At 72.4% G+C, this 17,348-nt stretch carries 17 protein-coding genes, 1 pseudogene and 1 riboswitch; of the genes and pseudogenes, 13 read left to right on the top strand and 5 right to left on the bottom strand.

Going from position 1 to position 17,348, the window contains the following annotated elements; translation table 11 throughout:
• The first annotated feature begins 11 nt into the window (after window positions 1–11).
• From ACQP0T_RS02700 to ACQP0T_RS02710, 3 genes are read left to right on the top strand one after another with little or no spacing between them, the layout of a single operon-like run.
• Window positions 12–419, top strand: coding sequence for a roadblock/LC7 domain-containing protein (locus tag ACQP0T_RS02700; protein WP_345368221.1), 408 nt, complete (start codon window positions 12–14; stop codon window positions 417–419).
• A 32-nt stretch (window positions 420–451) separates the two neighbouring features.
• Window positions 452–1,174, top strand: a complete 723-nt coding sequence (locus tag ACQP0T_RS02705) for a DUF742 domain-containing protein (RefSeq protein WP_345368132.1) — start codon at window positions 452–454, stop codon at window positions 1,172–1,174.
• Between the two features lie 10 nt (window positions 1,175–1,184).
• Entirely contained in the window at window positions 1,185–1,769 is a 585-nt protein-coding gene (locus ACQP0T_RS02710; RefSeq protein ID WP_345368131.1) for a GTP-binding protein, read from the top strand.
• A gap of 120 nt (window positions 1,770–1,889) precedes the next feature.
• Here ACQP0T_RS02710 and ACQP0T_RS02715 read toward each other — a convergent pair whose 3' ends face one another.
• Window positions 1,890–4,136: a helicase-associated domain-containing protein gene (locus ACQP0T_RS02715; protein WP_433871141.1), complete on the bottom strand. Its 2,247-nt coding sequence runs from the start codon at window positions 4,134–4,136 to the stop codon at window positions 1,890–1,892.
• 248 nt (window positions 4,137–4,384) lie between these two features.
• Between ACQP0T_RS02715 and ACQP0T_RS02720 the strand changes: the two genes are divergently transcribed.
• From ACQP0T_RS02720 to ACQP0T_RS02735, 4 genes are all read left to right on the top strand, one after another.
• The gene (locus tag ACQP0T_RS02720) at window positions 4,385–4,561 is read left to right on the top strand and encodes a hypothetical protein (protein ID WP_433871142.1); all 177 of its coding nucleotides are present in this window, start codon (window positions 4,385–4,387) and stop codon (window positions 4,559–4,561) included.
• A gap of 212 nt (window positions 4,562–4,773) precedes the next feature.
• Window positions 4,774–6,228, top strand: coding sequence for an NAD-dependent malic enzyme (locus ACQP0T_RS02725; protein ID WP_433871143.1), 1,455 nt, complete (start codon window positions 4,774–4,776; stop codon window positions 6,226–6,228).
• 438 nt (window positions 6,229–6,666) lie between these two features.
• Window positions 6,667–7,146, top strand: a complete 480-nt coding sequence (gene moaC / locus ACQP0T_RS02730) for a cyclic pyranopterin monophosphate synthase MoaC (RefSeq protein ID WP_433871144.1) — start codon at window positions 6,667–6,669, stop codon at window positions 7,144–7,146.
• Between the two features lie 84 nt (window positions 7,147–7,230).
• Window positions 7,231–8,145: a molybdenum cofactor biosynthesis protein MoaE gene (locus tag ACQP0T_RS02735; RefSeq protein ID WP_433871145.1), complete on the top strand. Its 915-nt coding sequence runs from the start codon at window positions 7,231–7,233 to the stop codon at window positions 8,143–8,145.
• Window positions 8,146–8,316: 171 nt separating this feature from the next.
• Here ACQP0T_RS02735 and ACQP0T_RS02740 read toward each other — a convergent pair whose 3' ends face one another.
• The 3 genes from ACQP0T_RS02740 to moaA form a co-directional block, all read right to left on the bottom strand.
• Window positions 8,317–8,958, bottom strand: a complete 642-nt coding sequence (locus tag ACQP0T_RS02740) for a transglycosylase family protein (RefSeq protein WP_433871146.1) — start codon at window positions 8,956–8,958, stop codon at window positions 8,317–8,319.
• Between the two features lies 1 nt (window position 8,959).
• Window positions 8,960–9,120: riboswitch (cyclic di-AMP (ydaO/yuaA leader) on the bottom strand.
• Window positions 9,121–9,842: 722 nt separating this feature from the next.
• Complete coding sequence (locus tag ACQP0T_RS02745; protein WP_433871147.1) at window positions 9,843–10,136, bottom strand: MoaD/ThiS family protein; 294 nt, start codon at window positions 10,134–10,136, stop codon at window positions 9,843–9,845.
• A 4-nt stretch (window positions 10,137–10,140) separates the two neighbouring features.
• Window positions 10,141–11,193: a GTP 3',8-cyclase MoaA gene (moaA, locus tag ACQP0T_RS02750; RefSeq protein WP_433871148.1), complete on the bottom strand. Its 1,053-nt coding sequence runs from the start codon at window positions 11,191–11,193 to the stop codon at window positions 10,141–10,143.
• Window positions 11,194–11,333: 140 nt separating this feature from the next.
• On the opposite strand from moaA, the gene ACQP0T_RS02755 reads away from it, so the two are divergent.
• From ACQP0T_RS02755 to ACQP0T_RS02780, 6 genes and pseudogenes are all read left to right on the top strand, one after another.
• Window positions 11,334–11,735: a TOBE domain-containing protein gene (locus tag ACQP0T_RS02755; protein WP_433871149.1), complete on the top strand. Its 402-nt coding sequence runs from the start codon at window positions 11,334–11,336 to the stop codon at window positions 11,733–11,735.
• The gene (gene modA / locus ACQP0T_RS02760) at window positions 11,735–12,490 is read left to right on the top strand and encodes a molybdate ABC transporter substrate-binding protein (RefSeq protein ID WP_433873572.1); all 756 of its coding nucleotides are present in this window, start codon (window positions 11,735–11,737) and stop codon (window positions 12,488–12,490) included. Before ACQP0T_RS02755 ends, modA begins: the two co-directional genes overlap by 1 nt.
• Window positions 12,487–13,275, top strand: coding sequence for an ABC transporter permease (locus ACQP0T_RS02765; protein ID WP_433871150.1), 789 nt, complete (start codon window positions 12,487–12,489; stop codon window positions 13,273–13,275). The genes modA and ACQP0T_RS02765 overlap by 4 nt, the downstream gene beginning before the upstream one ends.
• 53 nt (window positions 13,276–13,328) lie before the next feature.
• Window positions 13,329–13,754, top strand: a pseudogene (locus ACQP0T_RS02770) (ATP-binding cassette domain-containing protein); the annotation flags it as partial.
• Window positions 13,755–14,117: 363 nt separating this feature from the next.
• The gene (locus ACQP0T_RS02775; RefSeq protein ID WP_433873573.1) at window positions 14,118–14,360 is read left to right on the top strand and encodes a TOBE domain-containing protein; all 243 of its coding nucleotides are present in this window, start codon (window positions 14,118–14,120) and stop codon (window positions 14,358–14,360) included.
• 26 nt (window positions 14,361–14,386) lie between these two features.
• Window positions 14,387–15,151: an HAD-IIA family hydrolase gene (locus tag ACQP0T_RS02780; RefSeq protein ID WP_433873574.1), complete on the top strand. Its 765-nt coding sequence runs from the start codon at window positions 14,387–14,389 to the stop codon at window positions 15,149–15,151.
• Between the two features lie 306 nt (window positions 15,152–15,457).
• On the opposite strand, the gene ACQP0T_RS02785 is transcribed toward ACQP0T_RS02780, so the two are convergent.
• Complete coding sequence (locus tag ACQP0T_RS02785; RefSeq protein WP_433871151.1) at window positions 15,458–17,083, bottom strand: AMP-binding protein; 1,626 nt, start codon at window positions 17,081–17,083, stop codon at window positions 15,458–15,460.
• Window positions 17,084–17,348 lie beyond the last annotated feature (265 nt).

Below are 17,348 nucleotides of genomic sequence, written 5' to 3' on the forward strand. Positions count from 1 at the left end.
TGCAGCAACCGATGAGCAGCAACAGCTTCAGTTGGCTGATCACCGACTTCGTCCGCCGCGTGCCCGGCGTGGCCCACTCGGTGGTGGTCTCCGCCGACGGCTTGCTGCTCGCGGGATCCCAGGGACTGCCCCGCGATCGCGCCGAGCAGTTGTCCGCGGTGTCGTCCGGACTGGTCAGCCTCACCCAGGGCGCCGCGCGGTGCTTCGAGGCCGGTGAGGTCACCCAGACCGTCGTGGAGATGGAGCAGGGCTACCTGTTCCTGATGTCCATCAGCGACGGTTCGTGCCTGGCGGTGCTCGCCGCGCCGAACGCCGACATCGGCTTGGTCGCCTACGAGATGACCCTGCTCGTCGAGCGGGTCGGCCGGCAGCTCACACCGGAGCTCAGAGCCCAGTTGCAGGGCACGGTACGCCGGTGACCCCGGACCCGGAGAGCTGAGGGGAGCGCGCCATGAACAGCGGTTCCGAGCCGGACTGGGACGGTGACCTGTTCCGCCTCTACAACAAGCGCTTGGGCACGGAGTCCTGGCAGGACGATTTCGCCTCCGACTCCGATGCCGGGCGCTCCGGTGATTCGTTCGGCGGTCCCGAAGGGGTTGCCGGGTACGACCGCGCGCTGTTCGGCGGTCCCGGTGCCGACCTGTTCGGCTCCGGGTACTCCTCCGCCGACAGCGGCGAGCAACCCCGGCGGCGCCCGCAGGAGAACGGTCCGCCGTCGGTGTCGATGCCGTCGATCTCCCAGCCGATGGGACCGATCTCGCAGTCGATGCCGTCGATCTCCGGTTCCATGCCGGCGATCCCGCGCATCGAGCAGCCGGAGGAGGAGGCCGATTCCGGCGGCTCGCTGGTGCGTCCTTACGCCCGCACGCGGGGTCGTACGCGCACCGATTATGATCTTGCTATTGAAACGCTGGTGACCACCAGCGAGCGCGGTCGCACCCAATCGACACCGGCCAGGCCCGAGCACCGCTCGATCTCGGAGCTGTGTGTGGAGGCGCGATCGGTCGCCGAGGTGGCCGCTCACCTCCGCCTCCCGTTGGGGGTGGTGCGGGTGCTGATCGGCGACATGGCCGAACTCGGCCTGGTCCTGATTCACGAAAGTGGCATGGTCGTCGGTGATCGGCCGTCCATGGAGTTCTTGGAAAGGGTGCTCAGTGGGCTTCGCAGGCTCTGACCCCCGCGCGATGGGCGACAACAACGACGCCCGCGGCGGCAAGACCTCGACCAAGATCGTGGTCGCCGGCGGCTTCGGCGTCGGCAAGACCACGTTCGTCGGCTCTGTCTCCGAAATCGTGCCGTTGACCACCGAGGCGGTGATGACCGAGGCGAGTGTCGGCGTCGACGACCTGACGTCCACTCCCGGCAAGGTCACCACCACCGTCGCGATGGACTTCGGCCGGGTGTCCCTCGACTCGGACCTGATCCTCTACCTGTTCGGCACGCCCGGCCAGCACCGGTTCTGGTTCATGTGGGACGACCTGGTGAAGGGCGCCATCGGCGCCGTCGTCCTCGTCGACACCCGCCGCCTCGCCGACGCGTTCGCCTCGATCGACTTCTTCGAGGACCGCGGTCTGCCCTACATCATCGCGGTCAACACCTTCGACGGCGTGCTGCACCACCGTCCCGAAGACGTCCGCGAGGCGCTGACCATCGACGCCTCGGTGCCGATGATCACGGTCGACGCCCGCAACCGGGAGTCGACCAAGCAGGCGCTGATCACGGTCGTCGAGCACGCCATGCGGCAGCGCATGGCCGCGGTCGGGCAGTGATCCGCGGGAGCCCGGCAACCGACCGCGCTCCCGGCCTCTTCGACGTGTGAGGGGCACCTTCATCCGACTGTGCCGGATGGAGGTGCCCCTCACTCACATCACGAACGGGTGAGGCGCGGCTCAGTCCTCGACGAGGGCGACCGACATGATGCGGTGCAGCGGGAAGTGGCCCAGCTCGTCGCGGCCCGTGTCGAGGCCTTGGAGGACGCCACCGCCGACGCTCACCGGTCGGACGACGTGCTGGCTGCGGGTCCCGTTGGAGTCGACGAAGCCCAACCAGACGTCGCGCCGCTCGCGGGCGGCGTCGCGCAGGAGCTGCAACGTGGCCTCGGCGCTGGGCCGCCCGTGCTCGGGCACCACGGCGCTGCCCCGGCGGACGCCCCGGGCGCGGTCGCCGGAACGCAGGTGCCCGACCAGCTCGCCCAGCTGCTCCTCCGGTGGACCGGTCCGGGCGGGCGGCGCGGTGGCCCGCGCCTTGCCGCGCACCCGGGGGCCCGCCGCGCGCAGGTCCAGCACCGTCCCGTCGGGGCCCTCGGCGACCGGGGCGAACCCCGCGCCGCGCAGGGCGTCGACCAGGTCCGACAGCGGCAGCGGGCTGATCAGCACGGTGGGCGCGATCTGGCGCAGTTGCAGCTCGGCGGTGGCCGGGTTGCCCAGCACCTCGGCGAGCACCACCGGGTCGTCGCAGCGCAGGAAGGCCGCCGCCGTACCCGCCCGGAGCTTGCCGTGGCGGCGGGCGACGTCGTCGAGCAGGTAGGTCAGCGACTGCGGGATGGGCGTCCGGGAACGGGTCCGGAACAGCGCGTGCAGGTCCTCCGCGCCGTACCCGGCGTCGAGCGCGCGGCGCACGCTCGCCTCCGACACCCGGTAGACGGTGGCGCTGCCCGCGGACTCCACGTCGGCGACCAGCTTCATCTCGGCGGCCAGGTCCGGCTCCAGCCGTCCCGGGGCCACCACCGTCAGGTCGGCCTGCACCAGCACGTGGTCCAGCGGTTCCGGCAGCGCGGACGCGAGCTGCCGGGCGGCCCCGGTCGGCCCGTCGGCCAGCAGCACCCGTCCCGCCGTGGTCAGCGCGCCGTGCGCGACCACGCCCAGCACCGTGGCCTCGGACAGCGTCGAGCGCACCGCCGCGTCGCGGGCCCGGCCGCCGCGCCGCGGCGCCCGCCAGGACAGCACCGCGAGGACGTCGTCCGGCGCGGCCCCGTGCCCGGTCGGCAGCTCGTCGAGGTAGGACAGCACCCGGCGGCGTTCGCGCCCGGCGGTGGGACGGCGCAGCTCCTCCGACAGCGGACCGATCAGCCGGTCCTTCTCGTCCCGCGCGCCGATCAGCCCCGGCAACCGGGGCAGGTCGATCCACGCCTGCGCCAGCACCGACCACTGCTGCTCGGGCATCGAGGCCGACCAGGTGTCGGACTGGTAGGTCGGCACCCAGCGGGGATCGGACTCCTCGCTGTTGGCGATCAGGTTCGCCGCCACCGCCAGCTCCACCAGCAGCGCGAGCACCTGCTCCTCGACCTCCAGGGCCTTCGCCGTCCGGCGCAGCTCGCGGACGCCGATCCCCCCGGAGCGCAGCACGTCCGGCGGGTCGTCGCTCCACGCGTGCAGCAGCGACTCCAGGTGCCGCAGCAGCTCCAGCGCCGCCCCCGCCGCGGTCGCGTCCACCGCGTCCTGACCGGGCTCGGTCAGCTCCGGCACCGGCTCCTCGGCGACGACGCCGGTCATCGGCTCGTCACCCCGCACCGCCAGCGCCAACTGCCGGGGCAGCTCCACCGTCTCCGCGTCGCGGCGCAGCAGCAGGCCCTTGGCCAGCAGCCGCTGCACCGGGTTGGCCGCCCGCTCCAGCGGCACCCGGTTCGCGGCGTCCTTGGTCCGTCCCACCGGCGCGCCCCGGGCCAGCTTGCCGACCAGCTCGCGCTCCTCCTCGTCGAGCCCGGCCAGCGCCGCCGCCGGGTCGTCGAGGTCGTCGGCCGGGCGCCCCAGCCCGCCCGGGAACGTCGGCAGCGCCTCCCGCACCGCGGGCACCAGGTTCAACGCGTCGTCCTCGCCCCACACCAGCACCAGCGCGCGCAGCTCGCGGACCGTCCGGCGCACCCGCTGCGGGGTGATCGACGCGCCCAGCATCCCGGCGACCGCGGCCGAGTCGACCGGCTCCCGGTCGGCGTCGAGCAGCACCAGCGCTTCGAGGGTGGACAGCGCGAAGGAGTCGAGGTCTTCGCAGGCCCGCGCCACCGACGAACGCACCCCGGCGCGGGTGGCCAGCACCGAGGTGTCGGAGGGCGGCGGGGTGGCCAGGTCGGGCCGGGCGCGCAACAGCGCGACGAGGTCGTCGTCGCTGCGCTCGCGCAGCCACTCGGCGAGGGGAGGCATCCCTACCACGATACCGAGCCGCCGCGGTGCGGTGGCCCCCTCGACCGGCCCGGTCCCGCGCGGCGGGATGGCAGCAGGGGAACCTTCCTGTCACGGGTGGCAGCAGGGGAACCTTCCTGTCACAGCGGCCGCTCCCGCCACCGCCGGGGAGTGGTCCGGCGGTGGTGTTCGCGAACACCCTTCGATGAACCGTCCGCGCTGATCCGGCAAACTGGCAGGAACCCACCAGCTCGACTCAGGAGGATGACGTGGCCGGTAAGAAGCAGGACCGCATCGACCCCGCGTGGCCGAAGGTGCCCGAAGGCGAGCACCCGTTCACCGAGCTGCTCACCGACAAGCAGGGTGCGCTGTCGCCGTTCGGCGAGCTGGCCTTCCCGCTCGACATGGTTCCCTACGAGCACCCGGAGACTCGCCGGAACAAGTGATCCGCGGCTGTCAAGGGGAACTCGGCGGTAACCAGGCCGGGCGTAGCTCACACTCGGGAAAGTTCTAGCCTTTTTCGTATTGGGTGAAGTTCCGGTCGCTGAGCAGCCCCGCGGGGTTGCCTCCCGGATGGCGATCTGCTCCGGCGGTCCGCGCGACCGCCGGAGAACGGCACCCGCCAAGTTCACAGCCGTTCGCTCGACAGGGGTGTGCCATGCCGGTTCCAGGTCCGGGTTATTCGATCACCGTCCGCGTCGAGGCGCCGCCGTCGACCACCGCCGCCGGTGACCTGACCAGCGCCATCGGTCGGGCCGGTGGCGTGATCACCGCGTTCGACGTCGTGGAGTCGCACGCCGACCGCATCGTCGTCGACATCACCTGCAACGCGCTGTCCGCCGACCACGCCAACGACCTCACCGTGCTGCTCAACGAGCTGGCCGGGGTCAACGTCCGCAAGATCTCGGACCGGACGTTCCTGGTGCACCTCGGCGGCAAGATCGAGGTCAGCTCGCGGGTGGCGCTGGCCAACCGCGACGACCTCTCGCGCGCCTACACGCCCGGGGTCGCCCGGGTCTGCACGGCGATCGCGGAGAACCCGGAGGACGCGCGGCGCCTGACCATCAAGCGCAACTCGGTCGCCGTGGTCACCGACGGTTCCGCGGTGCTCGGGCTGGGCAACATCGGCCCGGAGGCGGCGCTGCCGGTGATGGAGGGCAAGGCCGCGCTGTTCAAGAAGTTCGCCGGGGTCAACGCCTGGCCGGTGTGCCTGGACACCCAGGACACCGAGGAGATCATCCGCGCCGTCGAGCTGATGGCCCCGGTCTACGGCGGCATCAACCTGGAGGACATCGCCGCGCCGCGCTGCTTCGAGATCGAGGCGCGGCTGCGCGAGAAGCTGAACATCCCGGTGTTCCACGACGACCAGCACGGCACCGCCATCGTGGTGCTCGCCGCGCTGCGCAACGCGATGCGGGTGGTCGGCAAGGACATCGCCGACAGCCGGATCGTGGTCTGCGGGGTCGGCGCAGCCGGCTCGGCGATCATCCGGCTGCTCCAGCACAAGGGGCCCGCCGACATCGTCGCGGTGGACGTCGACGGCATCGTCCACACCGGACGCGGCGACACCGACCCGAACCTGCGCTCGATCGCCGAGGCCACCAACGCCGAAGGCCGCACCGGGACGCTGGCCGACGCGGTGCGCGGCGCCGACGTGTTCATCGGCGTCTCGGCGCCGAACCTGCTGCGAGCCGAGGACGTCGCGTCCATGAACAGCGACGCGATCGTGTTCGCGCTGGCCAACCCGGACCCGGAGATCGACCCGCTGGAGGCGCAGCAGCACGCCACCGTGGTCGCCACCGGGCGCAGCGACTACCCGAACCAGATCAACAACGTGCTGGCGTTCCCGGGCGTGTTCCGCGGACTGCTCGACGCCTACTCGCACGAGATCACCGACGACCTGATGGTCGCGGCGGCCAACGCGATCGCCGACGTGGTCGACGGCGAACGGCTCAACGCCTCGTTCATCGTGCCGAGCGTGTTCGACTCGGCCGTGGCCCCGGCGGTCGCCGACGCGGTGAAGCGGGCCGCGCTGGCCGATCGCGCCGGCGATCCCGCGCCGGGCGGGGGGACGTCGCTGCCCTGGGCAATGGCCGAAGACCTGGAGTTCTAGGTTTCGGTGCCGTGGTCTTTTTGCGGTGGGGTGCCGGTGGCGGAACCTCAGCGGCCTTCTCGCTCCGGGCGCCCTTCTTGATGTATGCCAATACACGGCATCAGGGCGTCCTCGCGAGAAGGCCGCTGAGAACCCGCGGCGGTGCAAGTTTCGAGGGTGGGGTAAAGCGGAAGCGGCTGGCGCCGCTTGCTTGACGGTGGCTGGGTTGGCGCGTGCGTGGGGTGGAAGCGGCTTCGCCGCTTGCCTGGTGGTGGTTGCGGTGGCGCGCGCGTGGTGCGTCGCGTTTTTTGGTCCCCGCCGGGAAGGTCGCGTCAGTCGGTTCAGGCTTCGTTGATCAGGTGAGGGGCACCCTTGTCCGAGTTGCTTGGACGAGGGTGCCCTCACCTGGCTCCTGATCGGGTCTGAGGTGTGGTCGGGTTCGGTACTAGGCTCGGGTGCATGGCGCAGGACGAACTCACCCACGTCGACGCGGCGGGGGCAGCCCGGATGGTGGACGTCTCGGCGAAGGAGGCGACCGCCCGGACCGCGATCGCGACCGGCGTGGTGCGCACCACCGCAGAGGTCGTCGCGCTGCTGCGCCGGGACGGGTTGCCCAAGGGCGACGCGCTGGCCACCGCCCGGATCGCCGGGATCATGGCCGCCAAGCGCACCCCCGAGCTGATCCCGCTGTGCCACCCGATCGCGCTGTCCGGGGTCCGGGTCGAGCTGGAACCGGGCGAGGACGAGGTCCGGATCACCGCCACGGTCCGCACCACCGATCGCACCGGCGTCGAGATGGAGGCGCTGACCGCGGTCACCGGTGCCGGGTTGGCGCTGCACGACATGATCAAGGCGGTGGACCCCGCCGCCGTGCTCGACGCCGTCCGCGTCGAGTGCAAGGAGGGCGGCAAGACCGGCACCTGGGTCCGCGACCGCTGACGCCCGTTGCGGGGAGCCCCACCGGCTTTCCAGGACGCGGCGCGACGACTGCACGAGCAGGCTCTGAGCCCCGGGAGGCTGGGCATGACGAGAACGGCACGGGTGATCGCCGCATCCAACCGCGCGGCGGCCGGGGTGTACGAGGACCGCACCGGTCCGGTGATCGCCGACTGGCTGCGGGCGCGCGGCTTCGACGCCCCGGACCCGGCCGTGGTGCCCGACGGCGATCCGGTCGCCGCGGAGCTGCGGGCCGCGATCGCCGAGGACGTGCAGGTGGTGATCACCACCGGCGGCACCGGCATCAACCCGACCGACCGCACGCCGGAGGTCACCGCCGCGGTGCTGGACTACCCGATCCCGGGGCTGGCCGACGCGATCCGCGCGGCGGGCCTGCCCGGGGTGCCGACGGCGGTGCTGTCCCGGGGGCTGGCCGGGGTCGCCGGGCGGACCCTGGTGGTGAACCTGCCCGGCTCGCGCGGCGGCGTGAAGGACGGGCTCGGCGTCCTGGACGGCGTGCTGGAGCACGCGGTGGACCAGCTCCACGGCGGCGACCACCCGAGGCCGACCCGCACCCCGGCGGACGTGCTGCGCGCCGAGGTCTCCGGCGAACCGCTGGACGTCGACGCGCTGGCCCGCCTGGTCGAGCACCGCGCGGCCGGCGCGGTGGTGACCTTCGGCGGCGTGGTGCGCGACCACGACGGCGGCCGGGGCGTGCGCGAGCTGGAGTACGTCGGGCACCCGAGCGCCGACGAGGTGATCGCCGAGGTCGCCTCGGACATCGCGCTGCGCTTCGACGGGGTGCGGTCGCTGGCGGTGGCGCACCGGATCGGTCTGCTCGGCATCGGGGACGTGGCGCTGGCCTGCGCGGTCGCCGCCGAGCACCGCAAGCAGGCGTTCAACGCGTGCTCCGAGCTGGTCGACGAGGTCAAGCGGCGGTTGCCGATCTGGAAGCGCCAGGTCTTCGACGACGGCGCCGAGGAATGGGTCAACTGCCCCTGACGGTCCGCCGTTCGCCGCTCCGGCGGCCGTCCCGCTCCCCGCCTGCGGACGTGAACGGACCCCCGCCGCTGGGGGCGTGCGGCGGGGGCCCGAGTTGGGGGGAGCACGTGCCGTGTCGGGGGGTACGACACGTGCTCCCGGCCGGTCGACCGGAGCCGACCGGCCGGCTCATCACCTGATGTCGAGCTGCTGGCCCGGGAAGATCAGGTTGGGGTCGTCGAGGATGTCGGAGTTGCGCTCGAAGATCGACTGGTAGCTCACGCCGAACCGCTCGCCGATCTTGCCCAGCGTGTCACCGAGCTGGACGGTGTAGTCCGAGCCACCGGCCTTGACCTGGCTGCGCGAGCTCGACGTGGTCGAGGACTCGCTGCTGGACTCGGAGGACTCCGAGCTGCTGCTGGACTGCGAGTCGCTGGAGGACTCCGAGGAGCTCGTCGAGGAGCTCCCGCTGGTCCAGTTGGTCTTGGCGGTGCAGCCCGGCCAGGCGTTCGCGCCCTGCGCGGCGAGCACCTTCTCGGCGACCGCGATCTGCTGCTCGCGGGTGGCCTGGTGGGCGCTGGAGGCGTACTCGGTGCCGCCGAAGGCCGCCCAGGTGGACGGCGAGAACTGCAGGCCGCCGGAGTAGCCGTTGCCGGTGTTGATGCTCCAGTTGCCGCTGCTCTCGCACTGGGCCAGTTCGTCCCAGTCCGCTGCCTGCGCGGTCGGGGCCGCGATGGCGAGCGGGGTCGCGATCACCGCGCCCGCCACGGCGGCGCGGGTCAGCGTGCGACCGGAGTTGGTCTGTTTTCGGTGCTTGCCGTGATAGCGAGCCATGTCCCTCTCTCCTGCCGCGCCTGCGAGGTGAGCTGTCGGGTTCGGGCTGAGAGGCAGCCCGGCCGACTCGGGGAAGTCGGCTTCACCCCTAGGGCTTCGGGGAGCCCGGTGGTGGGTCCCCCGCCCCTGTCCGGTTTTCCTTCGTTTCGGGGTTGAGAAGTCCGCCGGACAGGGCTCGGCGCTGCGGACTTCCCGCTCCTTGCTGATCGGTTCGGGGCCGACCGATGAGCGACACTACGTAACCGAAGGGGAGATCGGAAATCTTGGAGTATGTGACGGTCGTCACGGTAACGAGCAGAAAGGGTGTGCCGATCCGGGGTATTTTCGCTGATCAGAGCGTTGTTATCGGTTCGTTTCCTGGCCGATATCGATCACCGTCCGTGAGGCGTGGGTCACCTCGTTTTCACCCTCAGATAAGGCTCGTCCCACCCGTCCAACGCGTCACCACGCTCGTGGGGCGGCCTTCGCGCGCCCGATTCATGATCACCGAACGATATCGGAATAACACTCAGAGTGTCCGATTCGCTCGCCGGGATGGAGGGCTTCTCGCCCGCGCGAGGGGGTGCCGCGCGACGCGCCCGGGCAGCACCCCCTTGACGACGCCCGGAATTCACTCGGATGAGACTCCACGACACGCCGGCGCGTGTTGTATTCGCACGCACGCGCGCGCCCGCGCGCGCGGATAGAAGAGGTGCGGCGCAGGGGCGGGAAGGAGCTCTCAGTCGCTCTGCGGCGTATCGCGGGGCGTTGACCCCGCTGGGTACCCCGACGCGCTCACGGCGATCTCAGCGGGCCGCACGGCCGCGCGCGATCCCGGGGACACCGCTGGAACGCCGCACGGCCCCACCGCGAGGACCTGCGACGGGGCTCGGGGAACCGCGGGTTCAGCCGCCCGCGAACGGCGGCAGGACGTCCAGCGCGGAGCCGTCGGGCACGGCGACGCCCCGGTCGCGCACGGCGACGCCGTCGAGCAGGAAGCTGCAGGCCGCGACCACCTTGGCCAAGGCCTCGCCGTGCCGTTCCAGCACCGCCTGGATCACGTCGGCGGCGGTCGCGGGGCAGCCGGGTCCGGGGACCACGCGCACCGTCTCCTCGGCGACGCCCGCGGCGGCGCGGGCCCCGGCGAAGTACCGGACCCGCACGGCCACGGTCTCCGCCTGCTCGGCCGGGATCGTCATCGCCCTAACCCCCGATCGCGCTCATCGGCCGGGACGGCTGGGCGAAGCCCTCGGAGTCCACGCCGTGCCCGGCCGCCTTGCTCCACATCGTCTCCTGCCACAGCCGCACCAGTTCCGCGTCCTCGGCGCCGGAGCGCAGCGGGGCCCGCAGGTCGGTCTCGGTGGTGGAGAACAGGCAGTTGCGGAGCTGGCCGTCGGCGGTCAGCCGGGTCCGGTCGCAGGTCGCGCAGAACGGCCGGGTGACCGACCCGATGACGCCGACCGTCGCCGGGCCGCCGTCCACCAGCCAGCGCTCGGCGGGGGCCGAACCCCGCTCCGCCTCGTGCGGGGACAGCTCGAACTCGGCGCCCAGCCGCTCCAGGATCTCGTCGGCCGTGATCATCCGGTCCCGGTCCCAGCCGTGCTGGGCGTCCAACGGCATCTGCTCGATGAACCGGAGCTGGTAGCCGCGCTCGACGCAGAAGCGCAGCAGGTCGGCGGCCTCGTGGTCGTTCTGGCCGCGCATCAGCACCGCGTTGACCTTGACCGGCTCCAGTCCCATCCGCTTGGCCGCGGCCAGGCCGTCGAGCACGTCGTCGAGCCGGTCGCGCCGGGTGAGCTCGTGGAAGACCTCGCGGTCGAGGGTGTCCAGCGAGACGTTGACCCGGTCCAGCCCGGCCGCCACCAGCGGTTCGGCGAACTTCCCGAGGTTGATGCCGTTGGTGGTCAGCGAGGTCTTCGGGCGGCTCGGCAGCGCGGCGGTGGCGCCGATGATCTCCACCAGGTCCTGCCGCAGCAGCGGTTCGCCGCCGGTGAACCGCACGTTGGTCACGCCCAGCTCCTCGACGGCGATCCGGATCAGCCGGTTCATCTCCTCGGTGTCGAGCAGCTCCGCGCGCTTGAGCCAGGGCAGGCCCTCGGCGGGCATGCAGTAGGTGCAACGCAGGTTGCACTTGTCGATCAGGGAGACCCGCAGATCGGTGGCGACCCGGCCGAACCGGTCCACCAGGAGCGGCGTGTCGGGACGCCCTGCCGTGTCGGTCGCGCTGCGCACGACCGGAATTCCCAGGTCCGTCACCCCACGACCCTAACGCGAAATGGTGCGGGATTTCGATCGAGCGGGTGGAGTCACCTGCCGCCGCGACCGCACTCCCGATCTCCGGATTTTCGGAGATATTCCCTCTTCTGTTCCGCAGTTGCGGAGGTATGGTGCCCCTCGTGCCGCACTACCGTATCGCCGAAGTCGCCGGGCTGCTCGGGGTCAGCGACGACACCGTCCGCCGCTGGGTGGACGGCGGCCAGCTCTCCGCGGACCGCGACGGCGGCGGGCGCCTCGCCGTGGACGGGGCGGCGCTGGCCGAGTTCGCCCGCGCGCAGGCGCACGCCGCGCCCGATCCGTCCGGGGTGGGCCGCTCGGCGCGCAACCGGATGGTCGGGCTGGTCACCGAGGTCCGGTCGGACCGGGTGATGTCCCAGGTGGAACTGCAGTGCGGTCCGCACCGGGTGGTGTCGCTGATGAGCACCGAGGCGGTCGAGGACCTCGGGCTGGCCCCCGGGGTGCTCGCGGTCGCCGTGGTCAAGTCGACCAACGTCGTGGTGGAGACACCGGGGGAGAGATGATGCGCCGGATCCCGAAGTTCGTCGCGGCGCTGGTCGCGGTGCTGGCGGTGGCCGGGTGCGGGCAGCGGGCCGACACCGGTTCCCAGCAGCTCACCGTGCTGGCCGCCGCCTCGCTGACCGAGTCGTTCGAGGAGGTCGCCGCCCGCTTCGAGCAGCAGCACCCGGGCGTGTCGGTCCGCTTCGACTTCCAGGGCTCGTCCACCCTCGCCGAGCAGGTCGTGCAGGGCAGGCAGGCCGACGTCCTCGCCTCCGCGGACCCGGCCACCATGGCCGAGGTCGTGCGGACCGGGGCGACCGCCGGGCAGCCGTCGACCTTCGCGACGAACCGGTTGGCCATCGCGGTGCCGCCGGGCAACCCGGCGGGCATCCGGTCGCTGGCCGACCTCGGCGACCCGGGGGCCGTCGTGGTGGTGTGCGCGCCGCAGGTCCCGTGCGGTGCGGCGACCGAGGAGGTCGAGCGCGCCGCCGGGGTGCGGATCCAGCCCGCCAGCGAGGAGAACGACGTCAAGTCCGTGCTGCACAAGGTCGTCGCCGGTGAGGCCGACGCCGGGCTGGTGTACCGCACCGACGTGCGGGCGGCGGCCGGTTCGGTCGAGGGCATCGAGTTCCCCGAGTCCGCGCGCGCGGTCAACGACTACCCGATCGCCGCGCTGGCCGACGCGCCGAACCCGGAGCTCGCCGGCCGGTTCGTCGACTTCGTGCGCGGGCCCGCCGGGCGCGAGGTGCTGGCCGCGCACGGCTTCGGCACGCCGTGAGCGCGCGCTCGGCCGTCCCCCGGGTGCTGTGGCTCCCGGCGGTGGCCGCGCTGGCGCTGGTGGTGCTGCCGGTGCTCGGGCTGCTCACCCGGGTCGACCCGACGCGCCTGCCCGCGCTGCTGCTCAGCCCGGCCGCGCTGGACGCGCTGCGGCTGTCGGTCCAGACGGCGGCGTTGTCCACCGCGCTGTCGCTGCTGCTCGGCGGCCCGCTGGCGGTGGTGCTGGCCCGGTCCCGGATGCGCGGTCTGCGGGTGGTGCGCGCGGTCGTGCTGCTGCCGCTGGTGCTGCCGCCGGTGGTCGGCGGGCTGGCGCTGCTCTACCTGCTGGGCCGGACCGGTCCGGTCGGCGGGCTCCTCGACGCGGTGGGCCTGCGGCTGCCCTACACCACGACCGCCGTGGTGCTGGCGCAGGTGTTCGTGGCCATGCCGTTCCTGGTCGTCGGCCTGGAGGGAGCGCTGCGGACCGCCGGGGCGCGCTACGAACAGGTCGCGGCCACCCTCGGCGCCGGTCCCTGGCTGGCGTTCCGGCGGGTCACGGTGCCGCTGCTGCTGCCCGCGCTCGGCTCCAGCCTGGTGCTGACCTTCGCCCGCGCGCTCGGCGAGTTCGGCGCCACGATCACCTTCGCGGGCAGCCTCCAGGGCACCACCCGCACGCTGCCGCTGGCCATCTACACCGAAGCGCAGTCCGATGTGGACGCGGCGGTGGCGATGTCGCTGCTGCTGGTGGTGCTGGCGCTGGTGGTGATCGTGGTGGCCCGGCCCAAGGCGGTGGAAGGACGGCTGTGAGCGGACTGCACGCGGAACTCGACTTCGAGCGCGGCGGGTTCGCGCTGCGGGCGACGCTGGCGGTGGCCCCCGGCGAGGTGCTCGCCGTGCTCGGGCCCAACGGCGCGGGCAAATCGACCCTGCTGTCGGTGCTGTCCGGGCTGGTCAGCCCGCCTCGCGGCCGGGTCGAGCTGGACGGCGCGGCGTGGCTGGACCCGACCCGCGGGATCGACGTGCCCACCCACCGGCGCGGCGTCGGCCTGCTCGCCCAGCAACCGCTGCTGTTCCCGTACCTCAGCGCCGCCGACAACGTCGCGTTCGGCCCCCGGGCCGCCGGGGTCGGCAAGCGCGCGGCCCGCGAGACCGCGGCGCACTGGCTGGCCGAAGTGGACGCCGCGGGGCTCGCCGACCGCAAGCCGGAGCAGCTCTCGGGCGGTCAGCAGCAGCGCGTCGCGGTCGCGCGGGCGCTGGCCGCCGAACCGAAGCTGCTGCTGCTCGACGAGCCGCTGGCCGCGCTGGACGTCGACGCCGCCCCCGCCCTGCGCGGGCTGCTGCACCGGGTGCTGCGGCGGCAGCGGCGGCCCACCGTGCTGGTCACCCACGACGTGCTCGACGCCGTGGTGCTCGCCGACCGGGTGCTGGTGCTGCTCGACGGGCGGGTCGTCGAGCAGGGCCCGACCCGCGACGTGCTGTCCCGGCCGCGCGAGCCGTTCACCGCGCGGCTGGCCGGGTTGAACCTGCTGCCCGGCACCGCGGACGAGGCCGGGCTGGTCTTCGACGGCACCCCGCTGCGCGGCCGGACCGCCGAACCGCTCACCGCCGGCGACCCGGCGGCCGCGGTGTTCGCCCCGGCGGCCGTCGCGGTGCACCGGGACCGGCCGGGCGGCAGCCCGCGCAACGCGCTCGCCGTCCGGCTGTCCTCGCTGGAGCCGCGCGGCGACGTGGTGCGGGTGCGCGGCGCGGTCGGGGACCGCTCGCTGGCCGCCGACGTCACCCCCGCCGCCGTCGCCGACCTGCGGTTGGAGCCCGGCGAGGAGGTCTGGTTCGCGGTGAAGGCGGCCGAAGTGGCCATCCACCCCCTCTTCGGAGGATCATCGGGGGCGTGACTGAGCTGGCTCCCTGGACGTACCTGATGGACATGGACGGTGTGCTCGTCCACGAAGAGCACCTGGTCCCCGGCGCGGACCGCTTCCTGGCGAAGCTCCGCGAGCACGAGGTCCCCTTCATGGTGTTCACCAACAACTCGATCTACACCCCGCGCGACCTGCGCGCGCGGCTGGCGCGGACCGGTCTGGAGATCGAGGAGGACGAGATCTGGACCTCGGCGCTGGCGACCGCGAAGTTCCTGGAGGAACAGCGCCCCCACGGCTCGGCGTACGTCGTGGGGGAGTCCGGCCTGACCACGGCGCTGCACGGGATCGGCTACGTGCTCACCGACCGCGACCCGGACTACGTGATCATCGGCGAGACCCGCACCTACAGCTTCGAGGCGATCACCAAGGCGATCCGGCTGGTCGAGGGCGGGGCGCGGTTCATCGCCACCAACCCCGACGAGAAGGGCCCCAGCCGGGAGGGCACGCTGCCCGCCACGGGTGCCGTCGCGGCGCTCATCGAACGGGTGACCGGCCACAAGCCGTACTTCGTGGGCAAGCCGAACCCGCTGATGATGCGGTCGGCGCTGCGCGCGCTGCGGGCGCACTCCGAGCACACCCTGATGATCGGCGACCGGATGGACACCGACGTGCGCTCGGGGCTGGAGTCCGGGCTGCAGACCATCCTGGTGCTCAGCGGCATCTCCGGCGACAACACCGCCGAGCTGTTCCCGTTCCGCCCCACCAAGGTGATCTCCTCGGTGGCGGACCTGGTGGACCACGTCCTGGACCCCTTCTCGGCCTGAGGACCGCTTTCGCCAATGGTCTGCGTGGCGGTGCGGGTGGCGGAACCTCAGCGGTCTTCTCGCTGCGCCGATCGCCTCCTGATGTACCGACGACGTACCCGGCGTCGGCGCTGTCCTCGCGAGAAGACCGCTGAGAACCCGCGGCGGTGCCGGTTGACGGCCGCACCGCATGCGGCTCCGCCGCATTCTGAAAGGACTCCTATAAGGGGGCTCCACCCGATCGTGGAGTGAGTGAGGGGCACCCTTGCCCAAGTAACTGGGACAAGGGTGCCCCTCACTCACTTTCCGGACGGGTGACGGTGGGGGTCAGTCCTGGCCGAGGAGTCGCTTGGCCTCGGCGCGCATCTGGACCTTGCGGACCTTGCCGGTGACCGTCATCGGGAACTCGTCGACGACGTGGACGTAGCGCGGGATCTTGTAGTGCGCGAGCCGGCCCGTGCAGAACTCGCGCAGCGCGGGCGCGGTCAGCTCGGGGGAGCCGTCGCGCAGCCGCACCCAGGCCATCAGCTCCTCGCCGTACTTCGGGTCGGGAACGCCGATGACCTGCGCGTCCAGCACGTCCGGGTGGGTGTGGAGGAACTCCTCGACCTCCCTCGGGTAGATGTTCTCGCCGCCCCGGATCACCATGTCCTTGATCCGCCCGGTGATCTCCACGTAGCCGTCGGCGTCCATCACCGCGAGGTCGCCGGTGTGCATCCAGCGCGCCGCGTCGAGCACCTCGGCGGTGCGGTCCGGCTGGTCCCAGTACCCGAGCATCACCGAGTAGCCGCGGGTGCACAACTCCCCCGCCTGCCCGCGCGGCACGACCAGGCCGGTCTCCGGATCGACCACCTTGATCTCCAGGTGCGGTCCGACGCGCCCGACCGTGGAGACCCGGCGCTGCACCGAATCGTCGGCCCGGGTCTGCGTCGAGACCGGGGACGTCTCGGTCATGCCGTAGCAGATCGAGACCTCGGCCATCCCCATCCGCTCGATGACCTGCTTCATCACCTCCACCGGGCACGGCGACCCGGCCATGATCCCGGTGCGCAGCGAGGACAGGTCGTGGTCGGCGAAGTCGGGCAGGGCCAGCTCCGCGATGAACATCGTCGGCACCCCGTACAGCGACGTGCAGCGCTCGGCGGCCACCGCGGCCAGCGAGGCCGCCGGGTCGAAGCCCTCCGCCGGGATCACCATCGCCGCGCCGTGCGTGGTGCAGGCCAGGTTGCCCATGACCATGCCGAAGCAGTGGTAGAAGGGGACCGGCAGGCACACCCGGTCGGCCTCGGTGTAGCCGCACAGCTCCCCGACGAAGAACCCGTTGTTGAGGATGTTGTGGTGCGACAGCGTCGCGCCCTTCGGGAAGCCGGTCGTGCCCGAGGTGTACTGGATGTTGATCGGGTCGTCGCTGGACAGCGTCGCCGCGATCGCGGCGAGCCGCCCCCGGTCCGCCGAGCCGCCGGCCAGCGCGTCCCACTCCGGGGTGTCGAAGAAGACCACCCGCTCCAGCGCCGCCCGGCCGTCCCGCACCTGCCCGACCATCGCGACGTAGTCGGAACCCTTGAACTCGCGCGCGGCCACCAGCATCCGGACCCCGGCCTGGTCGAGCACGTACTCCAGCTCGTGGACCCGGTAGGCGGGGTTGATGTTCACCAGCACCGCGCCGATCTTCGCGGTCGCGTACTGGATCAGCGTCCACTCCGCCCGGTTCGGCGCCCAGATGCCCACCCGGTCGCCCTTGCCGATCCCGGCGTCGAGCAGCCCGAGCGCCAGCGCGTCGACGTCGGTGACGAACTCGCGGTAGCTCCACCGGCGCCCGGAGGTGCGCTCCACCAGGGCGTCCCGCCCGCCGAACCGCGCGGCGGTCCGGTCCAGGTTCGCGCCGATCGTGTCGCCGAGCAGCGGGACGTCGGAGATTCCCGAGGCGTAGCTCGGCTGTGCGGGTTCCACCACGACGACCTCCTCAGAAAGAGTGGTGCAGGACACTCATCCTGGTGGTCCGAACGCCCGTTCTCCACCCCCGGATGCGTTCCGATGTGCCGACTTCCGGGGGTGGCAGCAGGGGAACCTTCCGGTCACCGGTGATAGGAAGGTTCCCCTGCTGCCACGTCGGCCGGGGCGGGGCTCACCCCGCGGTGGGATGGTCCGCGCGGTCCTGCGCGGTGATCGCGTGGCCCTGCGCGGTCGAGCCGTTACCGTCCTGAGCGGAGAACTCCTG

It is taken from the genome of Saccharopolyspora sp. CA-218241, assembly GCF_050954615.1.
Lineage (GTDB): Bacteria > Actinomycetota > Actinomycetes > Mycobacteriales > Pseudonocardiaceae > Saccharopolyspora > Saccharopolyspora cebuensis.